The following is a 20469-nucleotide window of genomic DNA, read 5'->3' as shown; positions in this document are numbered from 1 at the left end:
GGCATGGCTGCACCACTACAATCACCACAGGCCCCACACCGCAATCGGAGGCCATCCGCCCATCAGCCGCTTAACCAACCTGCCTGGGCAGTACAGCTAGACCATCCGTCTGGACGGTGATCTCGAAAGGCACCGCGAAGCCGGTGGCGGGGACGAGGTATGTGCCAGCGGCGATGCCGCCATTCTCCGGCAGTGGGGGGACCCTGCCTGTGCGGCCGCCGTCCGGCGGAGGTGGGGGTGTACGAACCTCCGTAGGCCCTCGCGGGCGGCTCGAGTGGGATGCCGCTGCGTCAAGTCTCCTCCGGCGCAGAACCCGTGACAATGAAGACGGGAACACGCTCTTGCGGTAGGGCCTGGGTGTATCCATCAAAACTGTGTGGGCGACGCTGTAGCTGCATATCCTTCAGATGTGGACACGCTGCCGGAACTGCCGCGGAGTTTCACCCGCATCGTTGAGAAAATGCCTGTTGAAGTTGGACAGATTCGAGAAACCGACCTCGTAGCAGATCTCGGAAATAGCCTTGTCGCTGCGCTCCAAGAGCCGCCTGGCATGGGCCAGCCTAAGTTTTCTGACAAGGTCGCTGAAATTTTGGCCCGTGGCGCGTTTGAAGTACTTCGAAAAGGTCGGCTCTGTCATACCCACCAGTTCCGCGGCCTCGGACATCTTCACGCTGCCAGCATGGTTGCTGAAGACGTACTCAAGGACAATGTCCACTACCGCAGCCGCCTGCCCGTCTAGCTGAGGCCGGAACCATTCGTCGGCAAGGTAGCGTCGCTCTTCTTGCGGGGCCCGAGCCAGCACCACAAAGAGTTCCATCAGGTGTCCCAGCCGGGCCAGCCCGGCGCTGGCCCCCATCGCCTCGATCGAAGCGCCCGCGGCCGCGGCGGAGTGTCCCAGAAATTCGATTCCCCGTTGGGATTGCTCCAGCAGAGGTTTCACCTCGGCCATCTCAGGGACCAGTTCAGCCGTCTGTTCCACCCATTTTCCGTCGAACTGGATCACAGCGTCCCTGTTCTCCAGCACTTCGCCCGCTTCAAGGTCGCTGACCCAATCATGCGGCAGGCCGGATCCGACGAGGGACACATGGCCGGCCTCGAACGTGCCGATGTGGTCTCCCACAATGAACTTGCCTGTGCCTTTGCGGATCAGGTGGATTTCGTACTCGGGGTGGTAGTTCCAGCGTGCCACGGGACTGGGATAGCTGTGCTCCACCCACCGGACCGAGTGTTTGGGATCGGGCGGAATTATCTCACGGTTGGCGCGCATGCCAAGCAGCCTCTCGGCCAGCCTGGCGGCGGCTCCATCGGCAGTGTTCGCGGCGGTCATGGTGGTTCTCCGTACGGTCGGGCGCCTATGCATTCTGGACGCACTTTCCCAGGTCTTTCCTCACAGTAACGCGATACACGTCAAGCACGGAAGAAAATTAGTATCAGAAAGTGGCAACCAGGACGCTAGTTGTGCCTCGTGCCACGGACCTACCCTTGAGGTACTTCAACGGCCCAATCCCATCCCGGTGGACCGCCCCCGTTTAGCCGACGCCCCTGCGCAGCAGTGAAGGCATTTCGGCTCCGCACCTCCCCGAAGAACAAAGGAGTCCTTTATGCGCCCGAAAACGCGCGCCGTAATCCTGTCAGCCGGAGCCCTATGCATGGCCATGAGCGCCTCGGCCTGTGCAGGTGCCGGCGGAGGCAATTCCGCTGGAGACCCGAAAAGCATCAGCGTCCTGATGGTGAACAACCCCCAGATGGAGGACCTGCAGAGGCTTACCGCAGAGAACTTCACCAAGGAAACCGGAATCCGGGTCAACTACACCATCCTGCCGGAGAATGATGTCCGGGCCAAGATCAGCCAGGAGTTCTCCAGCCAGGCGGGACAGTACGATGTTGCGTCGCTGTCCAACTACGAGATCCCTTTCTACTCGGCCAATGGCTGGCTCGCCCCGCTGGACGACGTCGCTGCCGACCCTGGTTTTGAGCAGGACGACATCCTGCCCGCCTACACCGCGTCCCTCACTGGAGAAGACGGCAAGCTTTACGGCGAACCGTTCTACGGCGAGTCCTCCTTCCTGATGTACCGCAAGGACATCCTGGACGCCAAGGGCCTGACCATGCCGGCCAAGCCCACCTGGGATGAGGTGGCCGCCGTCGCGGCGAAGGTGGACGGCGCAACTCCTGGCATGAAGGGCATCTGCCTCCGCGGCCAGCCGGGCTGGGGCCAGGTCTTCGCACCGCTGACCACCGTAGTGAACACCTTCGGCGGAACGTGGTTCGACAAAGACTGGAACGCCCAAGTCAACTCCCCGGAGTTCACCGAAGCGGTGGAGTTCTACACCAAGCTGGTGCGGGACCACGGTGAAGCAGGCGCCGCGCAGGCCGGGTTCACCGAGTGCCTGAACAACATGAGCCAGAGCAAGACCGCAATGTGGTACGACGCGACCTCGGCCGCCGGCGCCCTCGAAGCAGAGGACTCTCCGGTGAAGGGCAAGATCGGCTATGCCCAGGCTCCGGTCAAAGAAACCACATCCTCCGGCTGGCTGTGGACCTGGTCCTGGGCCATGCAGGCCGCTTCCAAAAAGCAGGACGCCGCGAAGAAGTTCATCGCATGGGCCAGCTCCAAGGACTACGAAGAACTCGTAGCTTCCAAGCTGGGCTGGGCCAAGGTCCCGTCCGGCAAACGCATCTCCACCTACGAAAACACCGAGTTCCAGAAGGCCGCACCGTTCTTCGAGGCCGAACGCTTCGCCATCGAGAACGCCGATCCGAAAAACCCCGGAGCCCAGGACCGCCCCGCCGTCGGGATCCAGTTCGTGGGCATCCCCGAATTCGCAGCCCTGGGCACCAACGTCTCCCAAGGCGTGAGCTCCGCCATCGCAGGCCAAGGGTCTGTGGCTGACGCGCTGGCAAAGGGCCAGCAGGCCGCCCAAAAGGTCGGCGACAAGTACAAGCAGCCTTAACCGAACCGCAGGAGAACATCATGACTACCGCAACGGCGCGCATCTCCCGCCCGGGACACACCGCAGCCAAACCATCCCGCAACGCCAGGTCACGTGAACGCGCCCTGGCCTGGGCACGGCGTGCACCACTGCTCCCGGCCCTGCTCTTCCTCATCATCGTCACCCAACTCCCGTTCGTGGTGACGCTGATCATCTCGTTCCTGAACTGGAACAGCCTCAGCCCGGACAAGACCGCCTTCGCCGGACTGGAAAACTACGTCACTGTCCTCACCGATCCCGACCTGCGCCAGGCGATCTTCACCACCATCCTCCTCACCGTTTCCGTGGTGCTCATCAGCCTGCTCATCGGACTCGGCCTGGCCCTGCTGCTGGATAAGAAGTTCATGGGCCGCGGCCTGGCCCGCACCCTGCTGATCGCCCCTTTCCTGGTGGTCCCCGTCGCCGCGGCCCTCATCTGGAAGCACGCCCTGCTCAACCCCACCTACGGGCTCATCAACGGCATCCTGACCTGGGTCTGGTCGCTGTTCGGAAACGCGGCGGCACCGCAACTGGACCTGCTCTCACAGGCGCCGATGATGGCTGTGATCCTTTCCCTGGTATGGCAGTGGACACCCTTCATGATGCTCATCCTGCTCGCCGGCCTGCAGTCGCGCCCCATGGACACCGTGGAAGCCGCCCAGATGGACGGCGCCACACCCTGGGCGATCTTCCGCCACCTGACCCTGCCCCACCTGCGCCAGTACCTGGAACTCGGCGGGCTGCTCGGCGCGATCTACATCGTGCAGAACTTCGACGCCGTCTTCACCCTCACCGCCGGCGGACTGGGCACCGCGAACCTGCCCTACGCCATCTACCAGACGTTCTACTTCGCCAACGAATACGGCCTGGCCTCAGCCGCCGGCGTCGTGGTGGTCATCGGCACCATCATCGTGGCCACCTTCGCACTCCGCACCGTCTTTTCACTCTTCAAGAAGGAGGCAGCACGATGAGCACCCTCACCCCCGCCGCACCGCAGAACACGCCTGCCGGCCGCTCCACATCAGCCACCGCCCTGACCACCGGCAGCCGCCGACGCGGCAAGTCCCGGATGGACCCCACCCGCAACAACACAGCCGCCGGCATCGCCGCCTGGCTGCTCGCCCTGCTCTTCGCCGTCCCGGTCCTGTGGATGGTCCTCACCTCGTTCCACTCCGAGACCGACGCCGCAACCAACCCGCCGTCCGTCGCCGCGAACCTCACCCTGGACGCGTACCGGGAGTTCTTCGGTGAAACCTCCGGCGTCAGCCCGTGGCCGTCGCTGATCAACTCCGCCACCGCTTCGATCCTGTCCACGGTCCTCGTGCTGCTCCTGGCCTTCCCGGCCGCCTACGCGCTCTCCATCCGGCCGGTGAAGAAGTGGACCGACGTGATGTTCTTCTTCCTCTCCACCAAAATGATGCCGGTGGTGGCCGCGATCCTGCCGCTGTACCTCTTCGCCAGGACAGTGGGGGCCTTGGACAACATCTGGTTCCTGATCCTGATGTACACCTCCATGAACCTGCCCATTGCGGTCTGGATGATGCGCTCGTTCCTCGCCGAAGTGCCGGAAGAAATGCTGGAAGCCGCCCAGATCGACGGCGCCAACCTCCTGCTCATCCTCCGCAAGATCATCGCCCCCGTCGCTATGCCCGGCATCGCCGCCACCGCCCTGATCTGCTTCATCTTCAGCTGGAACGAACTGCTCCTGGCCAGGGTCCTCACCGGCGTGGTGGCAGGCACCGCACCGGTGTTCCTCACCGGCTTTGTCTCCGGGCAGGGCCTCTTCCTCGCCAAAGTCTGCGCGGCCGCCGTCGTGATCTCCCTGCCGGTGCTCTTCGCAGGCTTCGCCGCCCAGGACAAACTCGTCCAGGGACTCTCCCTCGGCGCTGTCAAATAGCCCGCCGGTTCCCCGCCTAACTCTTTCAAGGACTACTTCGATGACAACAACAACCACTCAGTCACTTGCCGCCGGCTCCGGACTGCCTGCCACCATGCGCGCCAACATCCTCAAAAGCCAGGGCGAGATGACCATGGAGACCCTGCCCCTCCCTGAGCTCGACGCCGACCAGGTCCTGGTGCAGGTGGCCGCCGTTGGCGTCTGCGGCAGCGACGTGCACTACTACGAGCACGGCCGGATCGGCCCCTACGTGGTGGACCACCCGCTCATCCTCGGCCATGAACTTTCGGGCCGGATCGCCGCCGTCGGAAGCGCCGTTGACCCCGGACGCATCGGCAAGCGCGTCGCCGTCGAACCCCAGCACCCCTGCCGCACCTGCAAACAGTGCAAAGCCGGCCGCTACAACCTCTGCCCGGACATCGAGTTCTACGCCACCCCGCCCATCGACGGCGCCTTCGCTGAATACGTGACCATCCAGTCCGACTTCGCCTACGACATCCCGGACAGCGTCAGCGACGAAGCCGCCGCCCTGATCGAACCGCTTTCCGTCGGACTCTGGGCGTGCGAACGGGCCGGGATCAAGCCCGGCAGCCGGGTCCTGATCGCCGGCGCCGGCCCCATCGGCATCATCGCCGCGCAGGCGGCCCGCGCCTACGGTGCCACGGAAATCTACATTTCGGACATTGCCGAGGACCGGCTGGACTTTGCCCTCAAGCACGGGGCAACGCATGCGCTCAACGCGAAAACGGACAGCGTGGAAGGGCTCGACGTCGATGCGTTCATTGATGCGTCCGGCGCACCGCAGGCAGTCCGTTCCGGAATCAAGGCAGTGGCCCCGGCCGGCCGGGTAATCCTCGTGGGCCTGGGAGCTGACGACGTGGAACTGCCCGTCTCATTCATCCAGAACCGGGAGATCTGGCTCTCCGGTGTGTTCCGCTACACCAACACCTGGCCCCTGGCCATCCAGCTGATCGCCGACGGAAAAGTTGACCTGGACATCCTGGTCACAGGTAGGTTCACGCTCTCCGAATCCGAGGAGGCACTCAAAGCAGGCAAGCAGCCCGGCCAGCTCAAAGCCGTGGTCTACCCGGGCCGTTAGCGCATCTCCTGATGCCACTTTGGAATATGGCAAGGCGGCGGGCGAAGACACCCAGAACGGTTCGGATCAACCTTGTTCGAGCATGTTCGAGTGCATTGTGACCCCCGCTTCAGGCTCATAGTCTCGGGGTGCCCGGCCTTGCTGAATCGCCGGCACACAGCACCCGACACCCCGACGATGAGGTCCCTCCATGGCGTTATCAGCGCACAGAATCCGAAGGCCGGTAGCCGCCTTGGCAGCAGCCGTGACCGCAGCTGCCGGCTTGGCACTCCTGCCGGCAGTCCCTGCAGCAAAGGCAGCAGACTCAACTGCCGTCACCATTACACCTAACCCGGCCAGCCGCGGTGAAGCTTTTGAAGGCTGGGGCACCAGCCTCGTCTGGTTCGCGAATGCGACTGCGGGATACTCACCGGAGCTGCGAGAAGAGCTTTACCAGAAGGTCTTCGGTGAGGACGGCCTGAACCTCAATATTGCCCGCTACAACGTGGGCGGCGGCAATGCCTCGGACGTCAAGGGCTACCTCAACGATGGCAGCGCTGTGGAGGGCTGGTGGAAACCGGTCACTGAAGCGTCACCCGGCCAGCCGGCGTCGAACCTGTACAACCCGGACGGAAGTGTCGATAAGACCCAAGCCAACAAACTCGCATTCCTCAAGGCCTGGAACCCGGACGATCCCGCGTCCTACAACCCCGACGCCGATCAAAACCAGCGCTGGTGGGTAGAGCGCTTGGCCCAGGACCAGCAGATCACGCACTGGGAAGCGTTCAGCAACTCGCCGCCGTGGTTCATGACCAGGAGCGGCTACGTGTCCGGTCAGGTCAACACGGCCAAGGGCGAGAATCTGCTGCCCGAGGCGGAAGGCAAGTTCGCCGCCTACATGCGCCACGCCGTCGAACTTCTTGAAAAAGGCAGCGGGATCACGGTAGACACCATCGATCCTTTTAACGAGCCCAACTCCGGCTACTGGGGCACGGACATCAACGCCGCCACCGGAAAGCCACCCACCAACTACACGCAGAAGCAGGAGGGTGCGCTGATCTACCCGGCGGCCCAGGACCGCGTGACCAAACTGCTCGCAGCCGAGCTGGCGAAGGGGAACACGGACGCCGTCATCTCCGCGATGGACGAGACCGACCCCACTAAGTTCATGACCAACTGGAACGGCTACAGCCAGGAAGCCAAAGACGCCGTGGCGCAGCTCAACGTCCACACGTATGGCACCAACGACCGTCGCCGGGTCCGCGACCTGGCAGCCTCCACGGACAAGCCCCTGTGGATGAGTGAAGTCGGCGGTTTCTGGACCGGCAATCCTGCGCTGGGCGACTCAACCAGCGGCTGGGACCGCTCCAACATCACCAACGGCCTGGGCATCGCGAGCCGCATGGTCAACGATCTTCGCGAACTCGATCCCAACGCCTGGGTGTTCTGGCAGCCCGTGGAGGACACGTACAAACAGGAGAAGGCAGACAAGGGCTGGGGCTCCATCTACGTCGACTTCGACTGCAACTACGCCGGCCGCGAGGGCTACTCGAACCGCCGGATCAACGACGGCGACACCCCGGACGCCGCCAAGTGCAAGGTGCTGACCAACCAGAAGTACAACACCACCCGGAACTTCACGCACTACATTCGACCGGGCGATTTCCTCATCCAGAACAACGATCCCAAAACCGCCAGCGCCCTTCGCGCCGACGGCAACGGCGCCACTCTGGTCCACTTCAATGACACCCCGACGCCGGAAAAGGTCACCATAGACCTTAGCCGCTTCGGCAGCATCGCGCCCGGTGCCACGGTCACGCCCGTGGTCACCACCAAGTCGCCCCTGGACGACATCGAAAAGAACGCCCTGGTCAAGGGCGCCCCGGTGGCAGTGAATGCCGGGGCGAAGTCTGCGACGCTTGAGGTTCCTGCCGCGTCTGTGGTGACGTTCGTCGTCGACGGCGTCAGTGGAGTTTCGGACGACGCCGCACCTGTGCAGGACGGCCACAGCTACCACCTCAGCGGCGAAGCGAGCGGCAAGTACCTGACTGCGGGTTCCGGCACCGGCGCATCGATCCAGGATCTGGGCACGGACGCCGCGGGTGTTGCTCCGCAGATCTGGACCTTTACGGCAGTGAACTCCGGCGATGAGTTCGCCAACGACCGCCGGTGGGTTGTCACCGGCGAGGACGGGCGGGTTCTGAGCGGCAACGGCGGCGTAATGAACGGCAGCCAGAGCGGGGCGGCTTCGCTTGCTTCCCTGACGTTGGATCAGGCCAAGGCCACTCCTTCGGCACAGTGGATACTGACTACGGAAAACGGCAAGCAGTGGACCCTGGTGAATGCCGCCGCTGCCATCGCCCTCCAGGTTTCGGGCAACCAGACAGCAGCTGGGACATCAGTTGCCCTGGCCTCCTCAACCGGCACCACTGCAACTGCTTTGGCCAGCCCCCATCAAGCATGGGCGTTCACTGACATCGCCGATCTGAAACTGCTGGGTGTCTCGCCGGTTGAAATGAGCACGCCAGTGGGGACAGCTCCCATTCTCCCCGCCACCGTCACTCCCGTTTATGAGGCCGGCCCCGGCAAGCCACTGGCCGTGACGTGGGCGCCGGTTGACCCCGCCTCTTGGCAGAAAGCCGGCAAAGTGACGGTTTACGGTTCCGGTGTGGACCCGTACGGCCAGACGTTCGATGCTGTCCTTACCATCACCGTGGGTGCCTATATTGCTACCGATCCCGTTTCGGTGACTGTTGGTGTTGGTTCATCCATGGCATCGGTGCAGGCTGGGGCCCCGGTTACTGTGCCTGGCCAGATCGCAGACGGACCTGCCCGGAACCCGCTGACCGCCAGCTGGGATTGGTCTTCCCTGGCCGAATCCTCGCTGCAAGCCACGGGAAGCGTGACAGTTTCCGGAACCGCCAACGGGCTCCCGGCAACCCTGACCGTCATTGTGGTGGACCACATTCCTGTGGCCAACATCTGCAGGGACGACCCTGCCACAACAGCCACAGCGTCTTATACCGAAGGCTCGTACACCGCCAAGAACACCTGCGACGCCAACGCCTCCACACGCTGGTCCAACTGGGTGAGCGGCGGCCGTGCGGGGGACTCGTTGAGCTACGGCTTCGGCCGCGATTACACCGTCTCATCGGTGACCGTCACGTCTGCTGAGAAGGCTGCAGCAAGCCTCAAGGTCCAATACCAGGATGCAGCCGGCGCATGGAAGGACACATCGGCAGGGACGGTGGCTGGCCTCTCGGTCACCTCGCCCACCACGGTCTCCTTCGATCCGGTGACCACGCGCGGCGTCAGGGTTTCCTTCGTGACCACGGCCTCGTACACCAAGGTGGCTGACGTGGCCATCGCCGGAACACGTTTGGCTGACGCCGGGCTCGCGGACCTCGGCAGGCTCCTCGTCAACCAGTCACCGGTGGTGGGCTTCACTCCCGGAACCAGCGACTATTGGGCGCTGACCGCGACGGCGGCTCCCGCCGTCGTCGGCTACCCGTTGGACACGAACGCAAAGGTGACGGTTCGGCAGGCAACTGCGGAAAGCCCGACGGCGGTAGTCACCGTGACTGCCCCGGACGGAACCACGAAGGACTACCGTGTGGCGGTGTCCACCGGCAAAGACGCGTGCAAGAACGATGGCTGGAAGACGAGCCCCTCGCCCGTGTACAAGAACCAAGGGCAGTGCGTTAGCAGCTTCGCCGCCGGTATGTAGGACTCCGGACGCAACGAGGCCCCCTCCAGCAGAGTTCCGAGGGGGCATCGTTGTCTCTGGAATCCCTGCGCGACGTCGCCGGCGCCCGCGAAGTGACATTCAAAAAACGGCGGCTGCCCGTCAGAGAATCCGTGGCAGGGCGCGTTTCCAGGTCATGGGCGGTCCCGGGACCTGATCAACGGGGAAGTGGAGCACGTGGGGCTGCAGCGTCATTGGCGGCAAACCCTGCGGAATGGCCCATTCGTTGCTTGGCCGTGTGCGTTCCCTTGCCGATTGGGACCTGCGCGGTGGCCTTTGCCAGTCCGAAGAGCGGCATTCCGCTGTAGATGGTCTCAATTCCGGCCGACGGCACCTGGTATGTCTCATGCCAGATACCGACATCCCCGGTCCCGGAGAGTTCCTTCATGAAGCGCCTCCACGGTTCCAGGTGCGGGGCGTCCCGGTCTGCGGCAAACTTCCGCAGATGTTCAGGGCTCTGCCAGTAGCTGACCATCAAGGTGGTGCGGCCAAACCACTGTTCAACCCCGAGCATCCCGGCGTCAGGGCTATCGGCGAGATGGCGCAGCATGCGCGGCATGGCCGCAGCGACTTGGGCGACCTTGCCGATTTTCCACCAGCGGTTGGCGCGCATTCCGATCAGGAACACCGTCACCGAGTCCGAGCCTGGGTCAGCCGTGAACCGGCCGGGATAAACCTGTTGCCCCATGACGTGCCTTCCGGAGAGAACGGGATTTGTTTTGTAACATGGTTACAAAACAATGTTATGGAAGAGTGGTGAGTATGGCAAGACCTGTGGTGCATACCAGCACGCTTCGTGATGAGCTGCTGTCGGTGGCGGCTGACCTGGTGGACCGGAACGGCCCGGCCAAGATCACTGTGCGGGACGTGGCGGCAGCGGCGGGAACATCGACGACGGCCGTTTACTCACTGTTTGGCGGGAAATCCGAACTGCTCGCCGCAGTGGTGGATGACGGGTTCCGCTCGTTCGGCAGCTCTCAGGAGGCCGCGCTCAAGGATGGCCTGCGCGGGCTCGGCATCGCCTACAGGCATTGGGCGCTGAGTCATCCGGCACTGTACCGGCTGATGTTCGGCGGTGCGCTGGCTTCTTTCGCCGAGTGTTTGCCGAGTCCGGACGCCACCACCGATGCCATGGGTCCCTTAAAGGAAGCGGTGACTGCAGCCCAACCGGCCGAGGGGCGGCTCGCGGCGCCGGTGGAGATCATCGCAGCAGCAATTTGGGGGCAGGTCCATGGCCTGGTGAGCCTGGAACTCGCGCAGGTTGGACCACCCGGCATGGACTGGGACGCCGCTTACGACGCCGCCCTCGAAGCAATAGCGCGCAGCTGGACCATACCGGTGGCTTCCAACCCGTCGATGGGCTAAGGGCTCTGCTGCACGACTCCGCCGGACTGATCAACGGCTGTACTCCTGATCCTGGGACAGACGCCGGCCGATTCTGCTCGCATCCCGTCCTGGATGAAGTGGGCCGGAATGTTGGGCCGCCGCCCGTCCTGCATTTTGGACGTTTGATTGGAGTCCGCGGGTCTTCACGAGGTTCTTCCGCCGCCCTGTTCCAAGGGTGCGGGCGCGACATGGCATGATCGTCTCGGAAAGACACGAACAGGGAAACGCGCGGTCAACTTTCAAGAACCGGGCACAAGAATATTGGGGGAAGCGGTATGGAGCCGCAGAAACATACGGGCCCGGGGTACCCGCATCAACCTCCCTATCCGCCCCAGCAGCACTACGCACAGAACCCAAGACCATATCCCCAGCATTGGGCTCCTCCTCCACCCGGGAAAAACAAGAACAGTAGGACGGGATGGATCCTTGGAAGCATCGTTGTGCTCCTGACGATCTGCGGAATCCTCCTGTTTGCCGGCTGCTCCGCCTTGGTGACTGAGATCAATGGAGGTGGCGGAAGCCAGGCCGAGAAGGCAGCGGCCATGAGCGCTGCAGCGGACAACCTACCGGGGGACGGCTGGACTGAAACGTATCGGTTTCAGCGAAAGGTTGACCCCGGTTGCCTTTCCATCGACACCCACTGCCTCAGACTGGAAGCTGCGTGGGCGGTTGATCACGAAGTAACCGTTGACGAAGTTGCGTCACGCCTTGGTCAGAGCATCGACGAGTTCGAAGGATCTGGTGACGGGACCTGCATGACGAACCGCGACAGCAACAGCACGACCCAGATTTGCGTGGGTGACAGCGCTGATGGCGGACACAGTGCAAGGGTCACTATGACGCGGAAGTAGCGTGCAATGCGCAAAGTGCCCACGTCGGGATAGCCGGGAGGCGCCCGTCATGTGAGGCTGGCCCTGTGGCCGTCGTATCCCTCACGATCAGGAAGAATGGACGCCGTGAGTTCCCCAGATACCGTCGTACCGCCAAAACGCCAGACCTTCTGGGCCCGACTTGGAGGCATCGCGTTCGTCGCGATATTGCTGCTGACAGGACCAGTGCTGATCGGGATTGGCTCCTCGATGACCGATTCAGATGAGGAGCTCGCGCGCACCGGCCTTCATGCCACGGGCTCCATTGTGGACTTCGACGACGTCCGGAAGGCGTCGAACCGGAAAATAACTGTGGAATACATGGCGGCTGACGGCACTCGTTACTCGACCTTTGCTTCGGTGGACCACGACCAGCACCCCGCAGTCGGTGGGGAGGTCACCGTGATCTACAGTGAATCGAATCCCGTCGAGGCCGTCGTTGTGGGCTACGACAGCAGCGGCGTTTCCCTCCGCGGCATCGGTGCCCTCTTCCTGCTGATATTCACCGTTCCCCTTGGCTTGGTCCTCATCATCAAGGGATTCCGGAAGAACCGCAACCAGCGAACCTCCTAGCCTTTCGCCGGCGTTTGGGCCGGGTGCCTGGCCGCCCCCTTGAGGCCCGGCACTATGACCCTTTCTGTGGTCGGCATCGCCTCACCTAACAGCTAACCGACGTGGTCAGGCCAGCAGCCAGCGCCACCAGCGTGGCCGCTCCGGTTCCGGCGCAGGCTCCGGCTCCGGTTCCTCACCCAGTGCCAGCGCTGCCTCGACGATGTCGTCCGTGGTGAGTGTCATGACGGCCTCACGATCGAGCGAGTCGAGGCTCTGTTCCCCGTCGAGCGATAACCGCAGCGCCTGGCGGTTTATGGACTGTTCGAACAATGTTCGGGCGAACCGTGCGTTGCCGGAGTCCTCGCCCGCGTGGAGTCCGGTGAAGATGCGGCCCAGCATCTGGTCTGCGCCCGGCTCCAGAATATATTCGTGCGTTGCCAGCATCTGGTGGAAGATCGTCTGGAGTGCGTCGACGGAGTAGTCGGGGAACGTGATTTCCCGGGCGAAACGGGAGCGCAGGCCGGGGTTGGAGAGAAGGAAGGACTCCATGAGCCGCGGGTACCCGGCCACGATCACCACCAGGCGGTGGCGGTGGTCTTCCATCCGTTTGAGCAGGACCTCGATCGCCTCGGGACCGAAGTCCATCCGGCCGTCTTCCGGCGCCAGCGCGTAGGCCTCGTCGATGAACAGGACTCCGTCAAGCGCACGCCGGATCACCCGGTCTGTCTTGATGGCGGTCTGGCCGACGTACTGCCCGATCAGGCCCGAACGGTCCACCTCGACCAGATGGCCTTTCTGCAACAGCCCGACGGCCCGGTACATCTCGGCCAGGAGCCTCGCCACGGTGGTTTTGCCCGTGCCCGGATTTCCCAGGAACACCAGATGCTGGGAGGTGGCCACCTCAGGCAGGCCGTGCGCCTTACGGCGGGCCTGGACCTGGAGCAGCGCGACGAGGGCCCGCACCTGCTCCTTCACGGTCTCCAGTCCGACCAGCGCGTCGAGCTCGGCCTGCAGTTCGGCCAGCGGACGGGCCGGCCCAGGTTTGGCGCCCATAAGGTCACCCATCAGGTCGTCGACGCGTTCCGAACCGGGCAGCTTGAGCTGATCGGTCAGGTGGCCGATGGTTTCGCGCAGGTCGTCGAGCGGATTGCGGCTGAGAGCCATGCATCAACTGTAGACCCGATGAGCCGCCTAGGAGGTCGTGTTTGTAGCTCCCAGCGGAGTCAGTCCGTTCGCTCGAGTTGGGGGAGTGGGCCGACCGACGAGTCCGGACTCTGTGGTGGTTCGGTGGAGGGCATGGATGTGGTGCGCTTCGCGGGCTTTAGTTCGCTGACGAGGGAGCCAGCGACGATGAATATGGCTCCGGCGATTGCGATCGGGGGAAGCCGGTCGCCGGCTGCCCGGCCGATGATCGCTGCCCAAACCGGCTCGCCGGCATAGATGATCGTGGCCCGCGTTGGTGAGACTGATTTCTGGGCCCAGTTCATGGTGAGCTGGATAAGGCAGCTTGCCACTCCCAGTGCGATCGCGGCGACAACCAATGGCCAGGAGAAGGGCGGCAACCCCTCTCCTACGATGGGCATGGTCACGAAGCCGAGCAGCCCGGCGACAAGCAGCTGCACCACTGTCACCCGGCCGAGGTTCACTTTGCCGGCAAACCAGCCGATGAGAATGATCTCCGCTGCGATTGGAAGGGTGCTGACGACGGTAGCGATCTCTCCGGGGCCCAGGGCGAGGCCGGCGTTCCCGGGATCAGCGAGAAGAACGAGACCGACGAAGGCAAGTCCTACGCCGATCCATGTCAGAACCCGTGGCGGCTTCCTGAAAACCAGCCACTGAAGCAGGGGAACCAGGGGAACGTAGAGGGCTGTGATGAAGGCTGAAGTGCTGCTGTTGATCGTTTGAAGGCCAACAGTCTGGAGTCCATATCCCAGGAAGATCATCACACCTATAGCGGAGCCTGCCGCGATCTCCTTCAGTGTGATGCCACGGAGGCTGCGTGCGAACACCAGCACGCTGATAACAGCGGCCGTCAGGAACCGGATGCCGACGAAGAACCATGGTCCGCTGTGTTGCACCGCGATGTGCACAATGAGGAAGGTTGCCCCCCACACGGCAGTAATGAGGACGAGTGCGGCTTCTTGCTTGGAGAGTAAACGCCACGGCGTGCGGTTGTGCAACATAATGCTCACTGTATGGTGCAGAATGGTGCACATGCAACATGAGGAAACGGCCGGAGTCCTGGCGCACGTCAGCGAGAATGTTCGGCACTATCGGGCGGCGGCCCATCTAAGCCAGCTTGCGCTGGCAGACCGTGCCGGCATCAGCCGCCGCACTGTCGTCAAGCTTGAGGCGGGTGAGGCAAACATCAGCCTGACTGGTCTCGATCATCTTGCCGATGCGTTGGGTGTCACCTTCGTCGACCTCGTGGCTGCACCTGCGGCACCCCATGCAGATATCAGCGAAGTTGCATGGCGGGGAAATCAGGCGGGCAGTGTCGCAGTGCTTCTGGCATCCGTTCCCGCCGCCAAGGATGCGCAACTGTGGGCCTGGACGCTCGAACCAGGCGATCGCTACGACGCAGAGCCCGATCCCGTGGGATGGTCGGAGATGCTCCTCGTCTCCGAGGGATCAGTCCGCGTCGAGCAGGAAGGCGGCGTCACCGACCTTCATGCAGGTGATCACCTCGCTTTCCCCACTTCGCAGCAGTACGCCTACGCCAACGTTTCCGACACCCGGGCACGCTTCGCTCGTGTCGTCGTCAGCTGACATACCCCATCCCCCTGGTCAGGCGAGCGAGGCCAGAAGCCGCCGACGTTCACTCGGGCGCCCAGGTCGGATCGCCCGGCGCCCGGCCAGCCTAGCGGATGGGCTGCTGAGCCAACGCAGCAAGGCGCAGATCGCGGGTGCGCCCCAGGTGCGTGGCCAAGGCCTCGGAGGCGCCGTCCTGGTCGTGGTCACGGATGGCTTCGAGAATCAGCTCGTGCTCTTCGACCGTGTGCTCCAAGCTCCATGCGTTGCCTACAGGGGCGTCATCGAAGAGCCGCATTTGCGTGATCACGCGGTCCAGGAGCGCCGCCAGCGTCTTGTTGTGCGCAGAAGCCCACAGCGCCTGGTGCCAACTGGCGCTCGCAGCGGAAAATCCCTGCACGTTCTCCTGTTGTGCCAGCACTTCCCCCAGGTGTGCCAGCCGAGCCAGATCCAGGTCCGTGCGGCGGAGCGCCGCGGATGCTGCCGCCGCTGATTCCAAGGCAATCCTGGCTTCATACAACTCCATGATGTCTTCCGAGGACGAGTCCCTGACCCGGAATCCCCTGGGCACGCGTTCGAGCAGCCCATCTTGTTCCAGCCGCGTCAGGGCCTCCCGGACGGGGGTTCGGGACACCCCGTACCGCTTTGCCAGTGCGGTTTCCAAGAGGACTGTTCCTCGGTTGATCGAGTGGTCGATGAGCTCGGCCTTCAGGCGGGAGTAGCAGTCGGCGGGTGTGCCGGTGAAAGATTCTGCTGCTCCGGGCGGGGCGGGCGCAGCGCTGGACATCTCTGTCGTCATGGGGTCCTCTGTGGGTGCGCAACGGGGCCAAGTAAGCGTCATGTTGCTGTGTAATCAAGGATCCTATCGAATCCTGCCGTACGCAGTTTGTAATAAGTCATCATCTTATGTAACTGACGTACTCGCTAGGTAACGCCTGTATCCATATGTATCCATAGCTGCTTATCGTGTGTTCCATGACCACCGAACACCTTGAAACCGTTGGACTCCTGTCCCGCCTGATCCGCAACGCCTGCGTGAACGACGGGACCCCGGACTCGGGCCAGGAGATCAGGAACGCCCGCACGTTGCTGGATTTCTTCGAGGGGTCCGGCGTCCGGCACGAATGGGTGGAACCGCACCCGGGGCGGGTCAGCCTGATTTTCCGGGTTCCCGGGACGGATCCCGACGCCGAACCGCTGACACTCCTTGGACACACGGATGTGGTCCCGGCCGATGACAGGGAATGGGAGAGGCCGCCGTTCAGCGGGGACATTCGTGACGGCACGGTCTGGGGGCGCGGCGCCGTCGACATGCTGAACCTGACCGCATCGATGGCCGTGGTCACAAAGCGCATCGCCGAACGCGGCGAACCGCTTGCCGGAGACCTTGTGTTCGCCGCCGTGGCCGACGAGGAAGCCGGCAGCAGGTTCGGCGTGGGCTGGATCTCCCGGAACCGGGAGGACTTGCTGCCGTGGGGCAATGCGCTGACGGAAAGCGGCGGCGCCCACCTGCCATCAAAGGACAGGCGAACCCTCACCATCACGGTGGGGGAGAAAGGGTCAGCTCCCCGAAGAATCGTTGCCCGCGGAGTGTCCGGGCACGGCTCCATGCCATACGGAAGCCGCAACGCAGCCGTCATCATTGCCGACGCCACCCTCCGACTCGCCCGCCACAGGGGCGCGCCGCTTCTGGGTGGTCAGTGGGAACGCTTTGTCCGGGCGCATGGATTTGATGCTGCCACCGAAGCTGCGCTGCTGAATGAGGACACCCTTGGCAGCGCCCTCGGCTCCTTCGCGGACGCTGTCAGGTTCGCCCACGCCGTAACCCACCTGACCATCTCGCCCAATGTCCTTCACGCCGGCGGCAAGGCCAACGTCATTCCGGGAGAAGGGACCCTGCACCTGGATATCAGGGTCCTGCCCGGACAAACAGAAGAGGATGTTGACGCGGAACTCGCGGCGGCGCTGGGCGACCTCGCTCCGGAACTGACCATTGAACGGCTGGGATTCTGGCCACCGCAACTCCCGTCCTCCGAGGACAGCCGGTTGTACCGCGCGCTGTCCGACGCCGTCCGCCACCAGTTTCCCGGAGCAGACACCGTTCCGGTCCTCACCGGCGGCGGCACCGATGCCCGGTTCATCCGGCAGCGGGGCGGCAACGCCTACGGCTTCGCCCTGTTCGAACCCGAGTGGGGCATCGGCAAGTACCGGTCCCTCTTCCACGGCGCGAACGAACACATCGATGTCACCAGCCTGCTCCGCACGGTGGCGGCGCTTGAGCACGCCACGCTCGCCTTCCTGGCGCCCGGGCGAGAAGGCAAGATACTGGCCTCCGCCGGTTCCAGCGCTAAAAACACAAAACCCTGACAGGAATACTCCAATGACCCTTCCAACAACAGAACCCTGGCAGTGGCCGGAAGCCGTCTGGCGCCCTCTGGTTGAGCACGTCCGCGCCGGGCAAAGCCTCACCCCTGCCCGATGGCCCGGCGGCGCGCAGGTGGCCGTGGGCATAAGCTTCGACGCCGACCACGAAACCCCCGCACTCCGGGATGCCGCCACTACACCGGGGACACTGTCCACCGGACAGTACGGGGCCCGGACCGGCCAGCGGCGCATCCTGGACCTGCTCGCCCGACACGATGTCCCGGCGTCGTTCTACGTGCCCGCCGTCTCGGCCCTGCTGTACCCGGGGCAGATAGCTGACTTCGTCGACGCCGGCCATGAAGTGGGGGTGCACGGTTGGATCCACGAGCGCAACACGCTCCTGGCCTACGAAGACGAACTGGACCTCACTGGCCGGAGCCTGGACGTGCTGGAAAAGGCCAGCGGGCGGCGGCCCACGGGGATCCGTACACCGTCCTGGGATTTCTCGCCCAATACGCTGCAGATCATTCGCCAACTCGGCTTCACTTACGATTCTTCCCTGATGGCCGACGACGAGCCCTACGAACTCCTCGCCGCAGGGAGCCCCACCGGGATCATCGAACTGCCCGTGGAATGGATCCGGGACGACGCCCCCTACTTCGGATTCGCCCGGTACGCCGCAGTCCGGCCGCATTCAACCCCTGCCGATGTGCTGGGCATCTGGAAAGCAGAGTTCGACGGCGCCCTGCAGGAGGGAGGCCTCTTCCAGCTCACAATGCATCCGGCCCTGATTGGGCACCGGTCCCGTATCGGGATCCTGGAGGAGCTGATCACCTATATCCGCGAAAAATCGGACGCCTGGTTCGCCACCCACGAGGACATCGCCCGGCATGTTGCCCCGGGCCTTCTCGCCGGAAGCGCCTCCGCCGGAGACTACGCTGCAGCGGGACAGCCGGTATGACCGCCCCGCACGCCGTTGTCACCGGCGCCGCGTCCGGGCTCGGCGCCGCGATTGCCCAGGAACTGGCCTCCCACGGCTGGAACGTCACGGGCGTGGATCTGCAGGAGGAGGAGCTCGGCCGCCACCTCGGCGACCTCGCAGCAACCTATGGCGTCAGGACACGGTCCATCGCCGGAGACCTGGGTGATGCCGGCTTCGCCGCATCAGTGGTGCCCACTGCATGGGCTGATGCCCCGGTGGACGGCCTGGTTAATGCTGCTGGCATTTACCCCGCCATCGGCTTCTTCGACCTGACGGCGGAGGACTGGAACAGGGTGCAGAACGTCAACGTCCTGGCCCCGCTGCTCGCAACTCAAGCACTGGGACGCCTGGCCATCGCAGCCGGCCGGCCCGCCGCCGTCGTAAATATCGCCTCCGGCGCAGCAAATCGGGCACGTCCGGGGGCCGCCCACTATTCCACCTCGAAGGCTGCCCTGGTTATGGTCACCAAAGCCACGGCCATCGAACTGGGCGGCGCCGGCATCCGGGTCAACGCCGTATCACCGGGCTTCTTCCGGGTGGAAAGCGCCGTAAACCCGGTCACAGAGGAATACGCGGACCTCCTTTCCGGGACAGTCCTGCCGGGACCAGCCAGGCCCGCCTCCGTAGGCGCAGCAGTCCACTTCCTGCTCGGTGAGGGAGCGCGCTGGATCCACGGAGCCGTCATCCCGGTGGACGGCGGCTCATCCGCAGGGACCACAGCACTTCCACAGCACTGGGAGGAACAGACCGGCTGGCAGTCCGGACACCGCCCAGCACCCCATAACCACGAGGAGACCAGCCCATGACATCACACCGGCACACCAAGCGCGGCTACACGATCATCGGAGCGGGGGCCATCGGCGGCACAGTTGGCCACGCCCTCCTCAAGGCCGGCCACCCGGTAGTGTTCATCGATACCGACGCCTCCCACGTACAGGCCGTCCGGGACGAGGGCCTGGGCATCAGATTCCCGGACGGGCGTGAGGACACCGTGCAGGTGCCCCACATCTACACGCCGGACGATTATCCGGCCGGACGCGGCCCCATCGAACGGGCCGTGATCGCGACCAAATCCCAGCACACCCTCGACGCCGCGCAGTGGGCCGCCGCCCACCTTAGCCACAACGGTTTCATCGTGTCGCTGCAGAACGGGCACAATGAGCCGGTTATCGCTTCCGTGGCAGGTCCCCACCGCGTGCTGGGGGCGTTCGTGAACATCTTCGCGGACTACCTGGAGCCGGGCGTCATCAGCTTTGGCGGGCCCGGAGCGCTGTCCGTAGGACATCCTGGCGGCGGCGCCCCTGACACCCGGGTGCTGGACGTCGCGTCCGACTTCCGGGCCTACGGTCCCGTCACGTCCACGGCGAACCTGGCAGGCTACCGCTGGGCCAAGCGCTCATTCGCGGCCATCCTGGGGCTGGCTTCCGTGGTGGACGCACCGCTGGCCGACGTGGTGGCAAAGTATCCGGACCTCGCCTTCCTGGCCGCCCGGGAAGCCGTTGAAGTTGCAGTCCGTGAAGGGATCATCCTGGAAAGTTTCGACGCCTTCGAACCTTACGCGTTCAGCGACGCCGCCTCAGGATCGGCCCGCGACGCCGCAACCACCCGCCTCTCCGACTGGCTGGCCACCCAGCCGAAGGACCGCAGTGGTGGATTCCGCGACATCGCCGTCCGCCATCGGCCTACAGAGCGGCTCCTCATCGACGACGGATACGCGGACCTCGCCGCAAAACATTCCGTGTCCACTGAACTCAACGCGGCCGTCCGCAGCATCCTCCAGGATGTGGCCGCCGGGCGTGGACAGTTCTCCTGGACACACCTCGACAGCCTGCGCCGCCGCTTCGCCGAAGCCCCGGCTCTTACCAGCTAACCA

The 20469-nt window shown here is 64.1% G+C and carries 17 protein-coding genes; 12 read left to right on the top strand and 5 right to left on the bottom strand.

Going from position 1 to position 20469, the window contains the following annotated elements:
- Positions 1-403 precede the first annotated feature (403 nt).
- Entirely contained in the window at positions 404-1327 is a 924-nt protein-coding gene (locus ACFV4R_RS16870; protein WP_377203376.1) for an AraC family transcriptional regulator, read from the bottom strand.
- Positions 1328-1601: 274 nt separating this feature from the next.
- Between ACFV4R_RS16870 and ACFV4R_RS16865 the strand changes: the two genes are divergently transcribed.
- The 5 genes from ACFV4R_RS16865 to ACFV4R_RS16845 all read left to right on the top strand — a co-directional run bounded on the left by ACFV4R_RS16865 (position 1602) and on the right by ACFV4R_RS16845 (position 9674).
- Positions 1602-2954, top strand: coding sequence for an ABC transporter substrate-binding protein (locus tag ACFV4R_RS16865; RefSeq protein WP_377203377.1), 1353 nt, complete (start codon positions 1602-1604; stop codon positions 2952-2954).
- 20 nt (positions 2955-2974) lie between these two features.
- Positions 2975-3943, top strand: a complete 969-nt coding sequence (locus ACFV4R_RS16860) for a carbohydrate ABC transporter permease (RefSeq protein ID WP_377203378.1) — start codon at positions 2975-2977, stop codon at positions 3941-3943.
- Positions 3940-4869, top strand: coding sequence for a carbohydrate ABC transporter permease (locus ACFV4R_RS16855; protein ID WP_377203379.1), 930 nt, complete (start codon positions 3940-3942; stop codon positions 4867-4869). Before ACFV4R_RS16860 ends, ACFV4R_RS16855 begins: the two co-directional genes overlap by 4 nt.
- Before the next feature lie 40 nt (positions 4870-4909).
- Positions 4910-5968 carry an NAD(P)-dependent alcohol dehydrogenase gene (locus ACFV4R_RS16850; protein ID WP_377203380.1) on the top strand — a complete coding sequence of 353 codons (1059 nt, stop codon included), beginning with the start codon at positions 4910-4912 and terminating at the stop codon, positions 5966-5968.
- A gap of 244 nt (positions 5969-6212) precedes the next feature.
- Positions 6213-9674, top strand: coding sequence for a discoidin domain-containing protein (locus ACFV4R_RS16845; protein WP_377203381.1), 3462 nt, complete (start codon positions 6213-6215; stop codon positions 9672-9674).
- A gap of 175 nt (positions 9675-9849) precedes the next feature.
- On the opposite strand, the gene ACFV4R_RS16840 is transcribed toward ACFV4R_RS16845, so the two are convergent.
- Entirely contained in the window at positions 9850-10380 is a 531-nt protein-coding gene (locus tag ACFV4R_RS16840; RefSeq protein WP_377203382.1) for a DUF4188 domain-containing protein, read from the bottom strand.
- A gap of 74 nt (positions 10381-10454) precedes the next feature.
- Between ACFV4R_RS16840 and ACFV4R_RS16835 the strand changes: the two genes are divergently transcribed.
- Both ACFV4R_RS16835 and ACFV4R_RS16830 read left to right on the top strand, forming a co-directional pair.
- Positions 10455-11057, top strand: a complete 603-nt coding sequence (locus ACFV4R_RS16835) for a TetR-like C-terminal domain-containing protein (protein ID WP_377203383.1) — start codon at positions 10455-10457, stop codon at positions 11055-11057.
- Positions 11058-12034: 977 nt separating this feature from the next.
- Positions 12035-12520 (top strand): DUF3592 domain-containing protein, encoded by a 486-nt coding sequence (locus ACFV4R_RS16830; protein WP_377203384.1) that lies wholly within the window; start codon positions 12035-12037, stop codon positions 12518-12520.
- A 105-nt stretch (positions 12521-12625) separates the two neighbouring features.
- Here ACFV4R_RS16830 and ACFV4R_RS16825 read toward each other — a convergent pair whose 3' ends face one another.
- Together ACFV4R_RS16825 and ACFV4R_RS16820 are read right to left on the bottom strand one after the other, a co-directional pair.
- Complete coding sequence (locus ACFV4R_RS16825; RefSeq protein WP_377203385.1) at positions 12626-13663, bottom strand: AAA family ATPase; 1038 nt, start codon at positions 13661-13663, stop codon at positions 12626-12628.
- 59 nt (positions 13664-13722) lie between these two features.
- Complete coding sequence (locus tag ACFV4R_RS16820; protein ID WP_377203507.1) at positions 13723-14682, bottom strand: DMT family transporter; 960 nt, start codon at positions 14680-14682, stop codon at positions 13723-13725.
- A 31-nt stretch (positions 14683-14713) separates the two neighbouring features.
- Here ACFV4R_RS16820 and ACFV4R_RS16815 point away from each other — a divergent pair, with 31 nt between their 5' ends.
- Entirely contained in the window at positions 14714-15268 is a 555-nt protein-coding gene (locus ACFV4R_RS16815; RefSeq protein ID WP_377203386.1) for a helix-turn-helix domain-containing protein, read from the top strand.
- A gap of 91 nt (positions 15269-15359) precedes the next feature.
- Here the strand turns inward: ACFV4R_RS16815 and ACFV4R_RS16810 are convergent, their stop codons facing one another.
- On the bottom strand, positions 15360-16049 hold the full coding sequence (locus ACFV4R_RS16810) for a GntR family transcriptional regulator (protein WP_377203387.1): 690 nt from the start codon (positions 16047-16049) through the stop codon (positions 15360-15362).
- Positions 16050-16225: 176 nt separating this feature from the next.
- Between ACFV4R_RS16810 and ACFV4R_RS16805 the strand changes: the two genes are divergently transcribed.
- Genes ACFV4R_RS16805 through ACFV4R_RS16790 form a run of 4 tightly spaced genes read left to right on the top strand, consistent with a single transcriptional unit; the run spans position 16226 to position 20466 of the window.
- Positions 16226-17617 carry a M20/M25/M40 family metallo-hydrolase gene (locus ACFV4R_RS16805; protein ID WP_377203388.1) on the top strand — a complete coding sequence of 464 codons (1392 nt, stop codon included), beginning with the start codon at positions 16226-16228 and terminating at the stop codon, positions 17615-17617.
- Positions 17618-17630: 13 nt separating this feature from the next.
- On the top strand, positions 17631-18575 hold the full coding sequence (locus ACFV4R_RS16800) for a polysaccharide deacetylase (protein WP_377203389.1): 945 nt from the start codon (positions 17631-17633) through the stop codon (positions 18573-18575).
- On the top strand, positions 18572-19402 hold the full coding sequence (locus ACFV4R_RS16795; protein WP_377203390.1) for an SDR family NAD(P)-dependent oxidoreductase: 831 nt from the start codon (positions 18572-18574) through the stop codon (positions 19400-19402). The genes ACFV4R_RS16800 and ACFV4R_RS16795 overlap by 4 nt, the downstream gene beginning before the upstream one ends.
- Positions 19399-20466: a ketopantoate reductase family protein gene (locus tag ACFV4R_RS16790; protein ID WP_377203391.1), complete on the top strand. Its 1068-nt coding sequence runs from the start codon at positions 19399-19401 to the stop codon at positions 20464-20466. The genes ACFV4R_RS16795 and ACFV4R_RS16790 overlap by 4 nt, the downstream gene beginning before the upstream one ends.
- Positions 20467-20469: the final 3 nt, after the last annotated feature.

Origin of the sequence: Pseudarthrobacter sp. NPDC059871, from assembly GCF_042731175.1 — a bacterium.
Taxonomy (GTDB): domain Bacteria; phylum Actinomycetota; class Actinomycetes; order Actinomycetales; family Micrococcaceae; genus Arthrobacter.
This window is presented reverse-complemented; position numbering and strand designations above follow the sequence as displayed.

Coding starts and splice junctions, on each gene's coding strand:
- ACFV4R_RS16870 (WP_377203376.1), bottom strand. CDS start 1,327: ATGACCGCCGCGAACACTGCCGATGGAGCCGCCGCCAGGCTGGCCGAG.
- ACFV4R_RS16865 (WP_377203377.1), top strand. CDS start 1,602: ATGCGCCCGAAAACGCGCGCCGTAATCCTGTCAGCCGGAGCCCTATGC.
- ACFV4R_RS16860 (WP_377203378.1), top strand. CDS start 2,975: ATGACTACCGCAACGGCGCGCATCTCCCGCCCGGGACACACCGCAGCC.
- ACFV4R_RS16855 (WP_377203379.1), top strand. CDS start 3,940: ATGAGCACCCTCACCCCCGCCGCACCGCAGAACACGCCTGCCGGCCGC.
- ACFV4R_RS16850 (WP_377203380.1), top strand. CDS start 4,910: ATGACAACAACAACCACTCAGTCACTTGCCGCCGGCTCCGGACTGCCT.
- ACFV4R_RS16840 (WP_377203382.1), bottom strand. CDS start 10,380: ATGGGGCAACAGGTTTATCCCGGCCGGTTCACGGCTGACCCAGGCTCG.
- ACFV4R_RS16835 (WP_377203383.1), top strand. CDS start 10,455: ATGGCAAGACCTGTGGTGCATACCAGCACGCTTCGTGATGAGCTGCTG.
- ACFV4R_RS16825 (WP_377203385.1), bottom strand. CDS start 13,663: ATGGCTCTCAGCCGCAATCCGCTCGACGACCTGCGCGAAACCATCGGC.
- ACFV4R_RS16820 (WP_377203507.1), bottom strand. CDS start 14,682: ATGTTGCACAACCGCACGCCGTGGCGTTTACTCTCCAAGCAAGAAGCC.
- ACFV4R_RS16815 (WP_377203386.1), top strand. CDS start 14,714: ATGCAACATGAGGAAACGGCCGGAGTCCTGGCGCACGTCAGCGAGAAT.
- ACFV4R_RS16810 (WP_377203387.1), bottom strand. CDS start 16,049: ATGACGACAGAGATGTCCAGCGCTGCGCCCGCCCCGCCCGGAGCAGCA.
- ACFV4R_RS16805 (WP_377203388.1), top strand. CDS start 16,226: ATGACCACCGAACACCTTGAAACCGTTGGACTCCTGTCCCGCCTGATC.
- ACFV4R_RS16800 (WP_377203389.1), top strand. CDS start 17,631: ATGACCCTTCCAACAACAGAACCCTGGCAGTGGCCGGAAGCCGTCTGG.
- ACFV4R_RS16795 (WP_377203390.1), top strand. CDS start 18,572: ATGACCGCCCCGCACGCCGTTGTCACCGGCGCCGCGTCCGGGCTCGGC.
- ACFV4R_RS16790 (WP_377203391.1), top strand. CDS start 19,399: ATGACATCACACCGGCACACCAAGCGCGGCTACACGATCATCGGAGCG.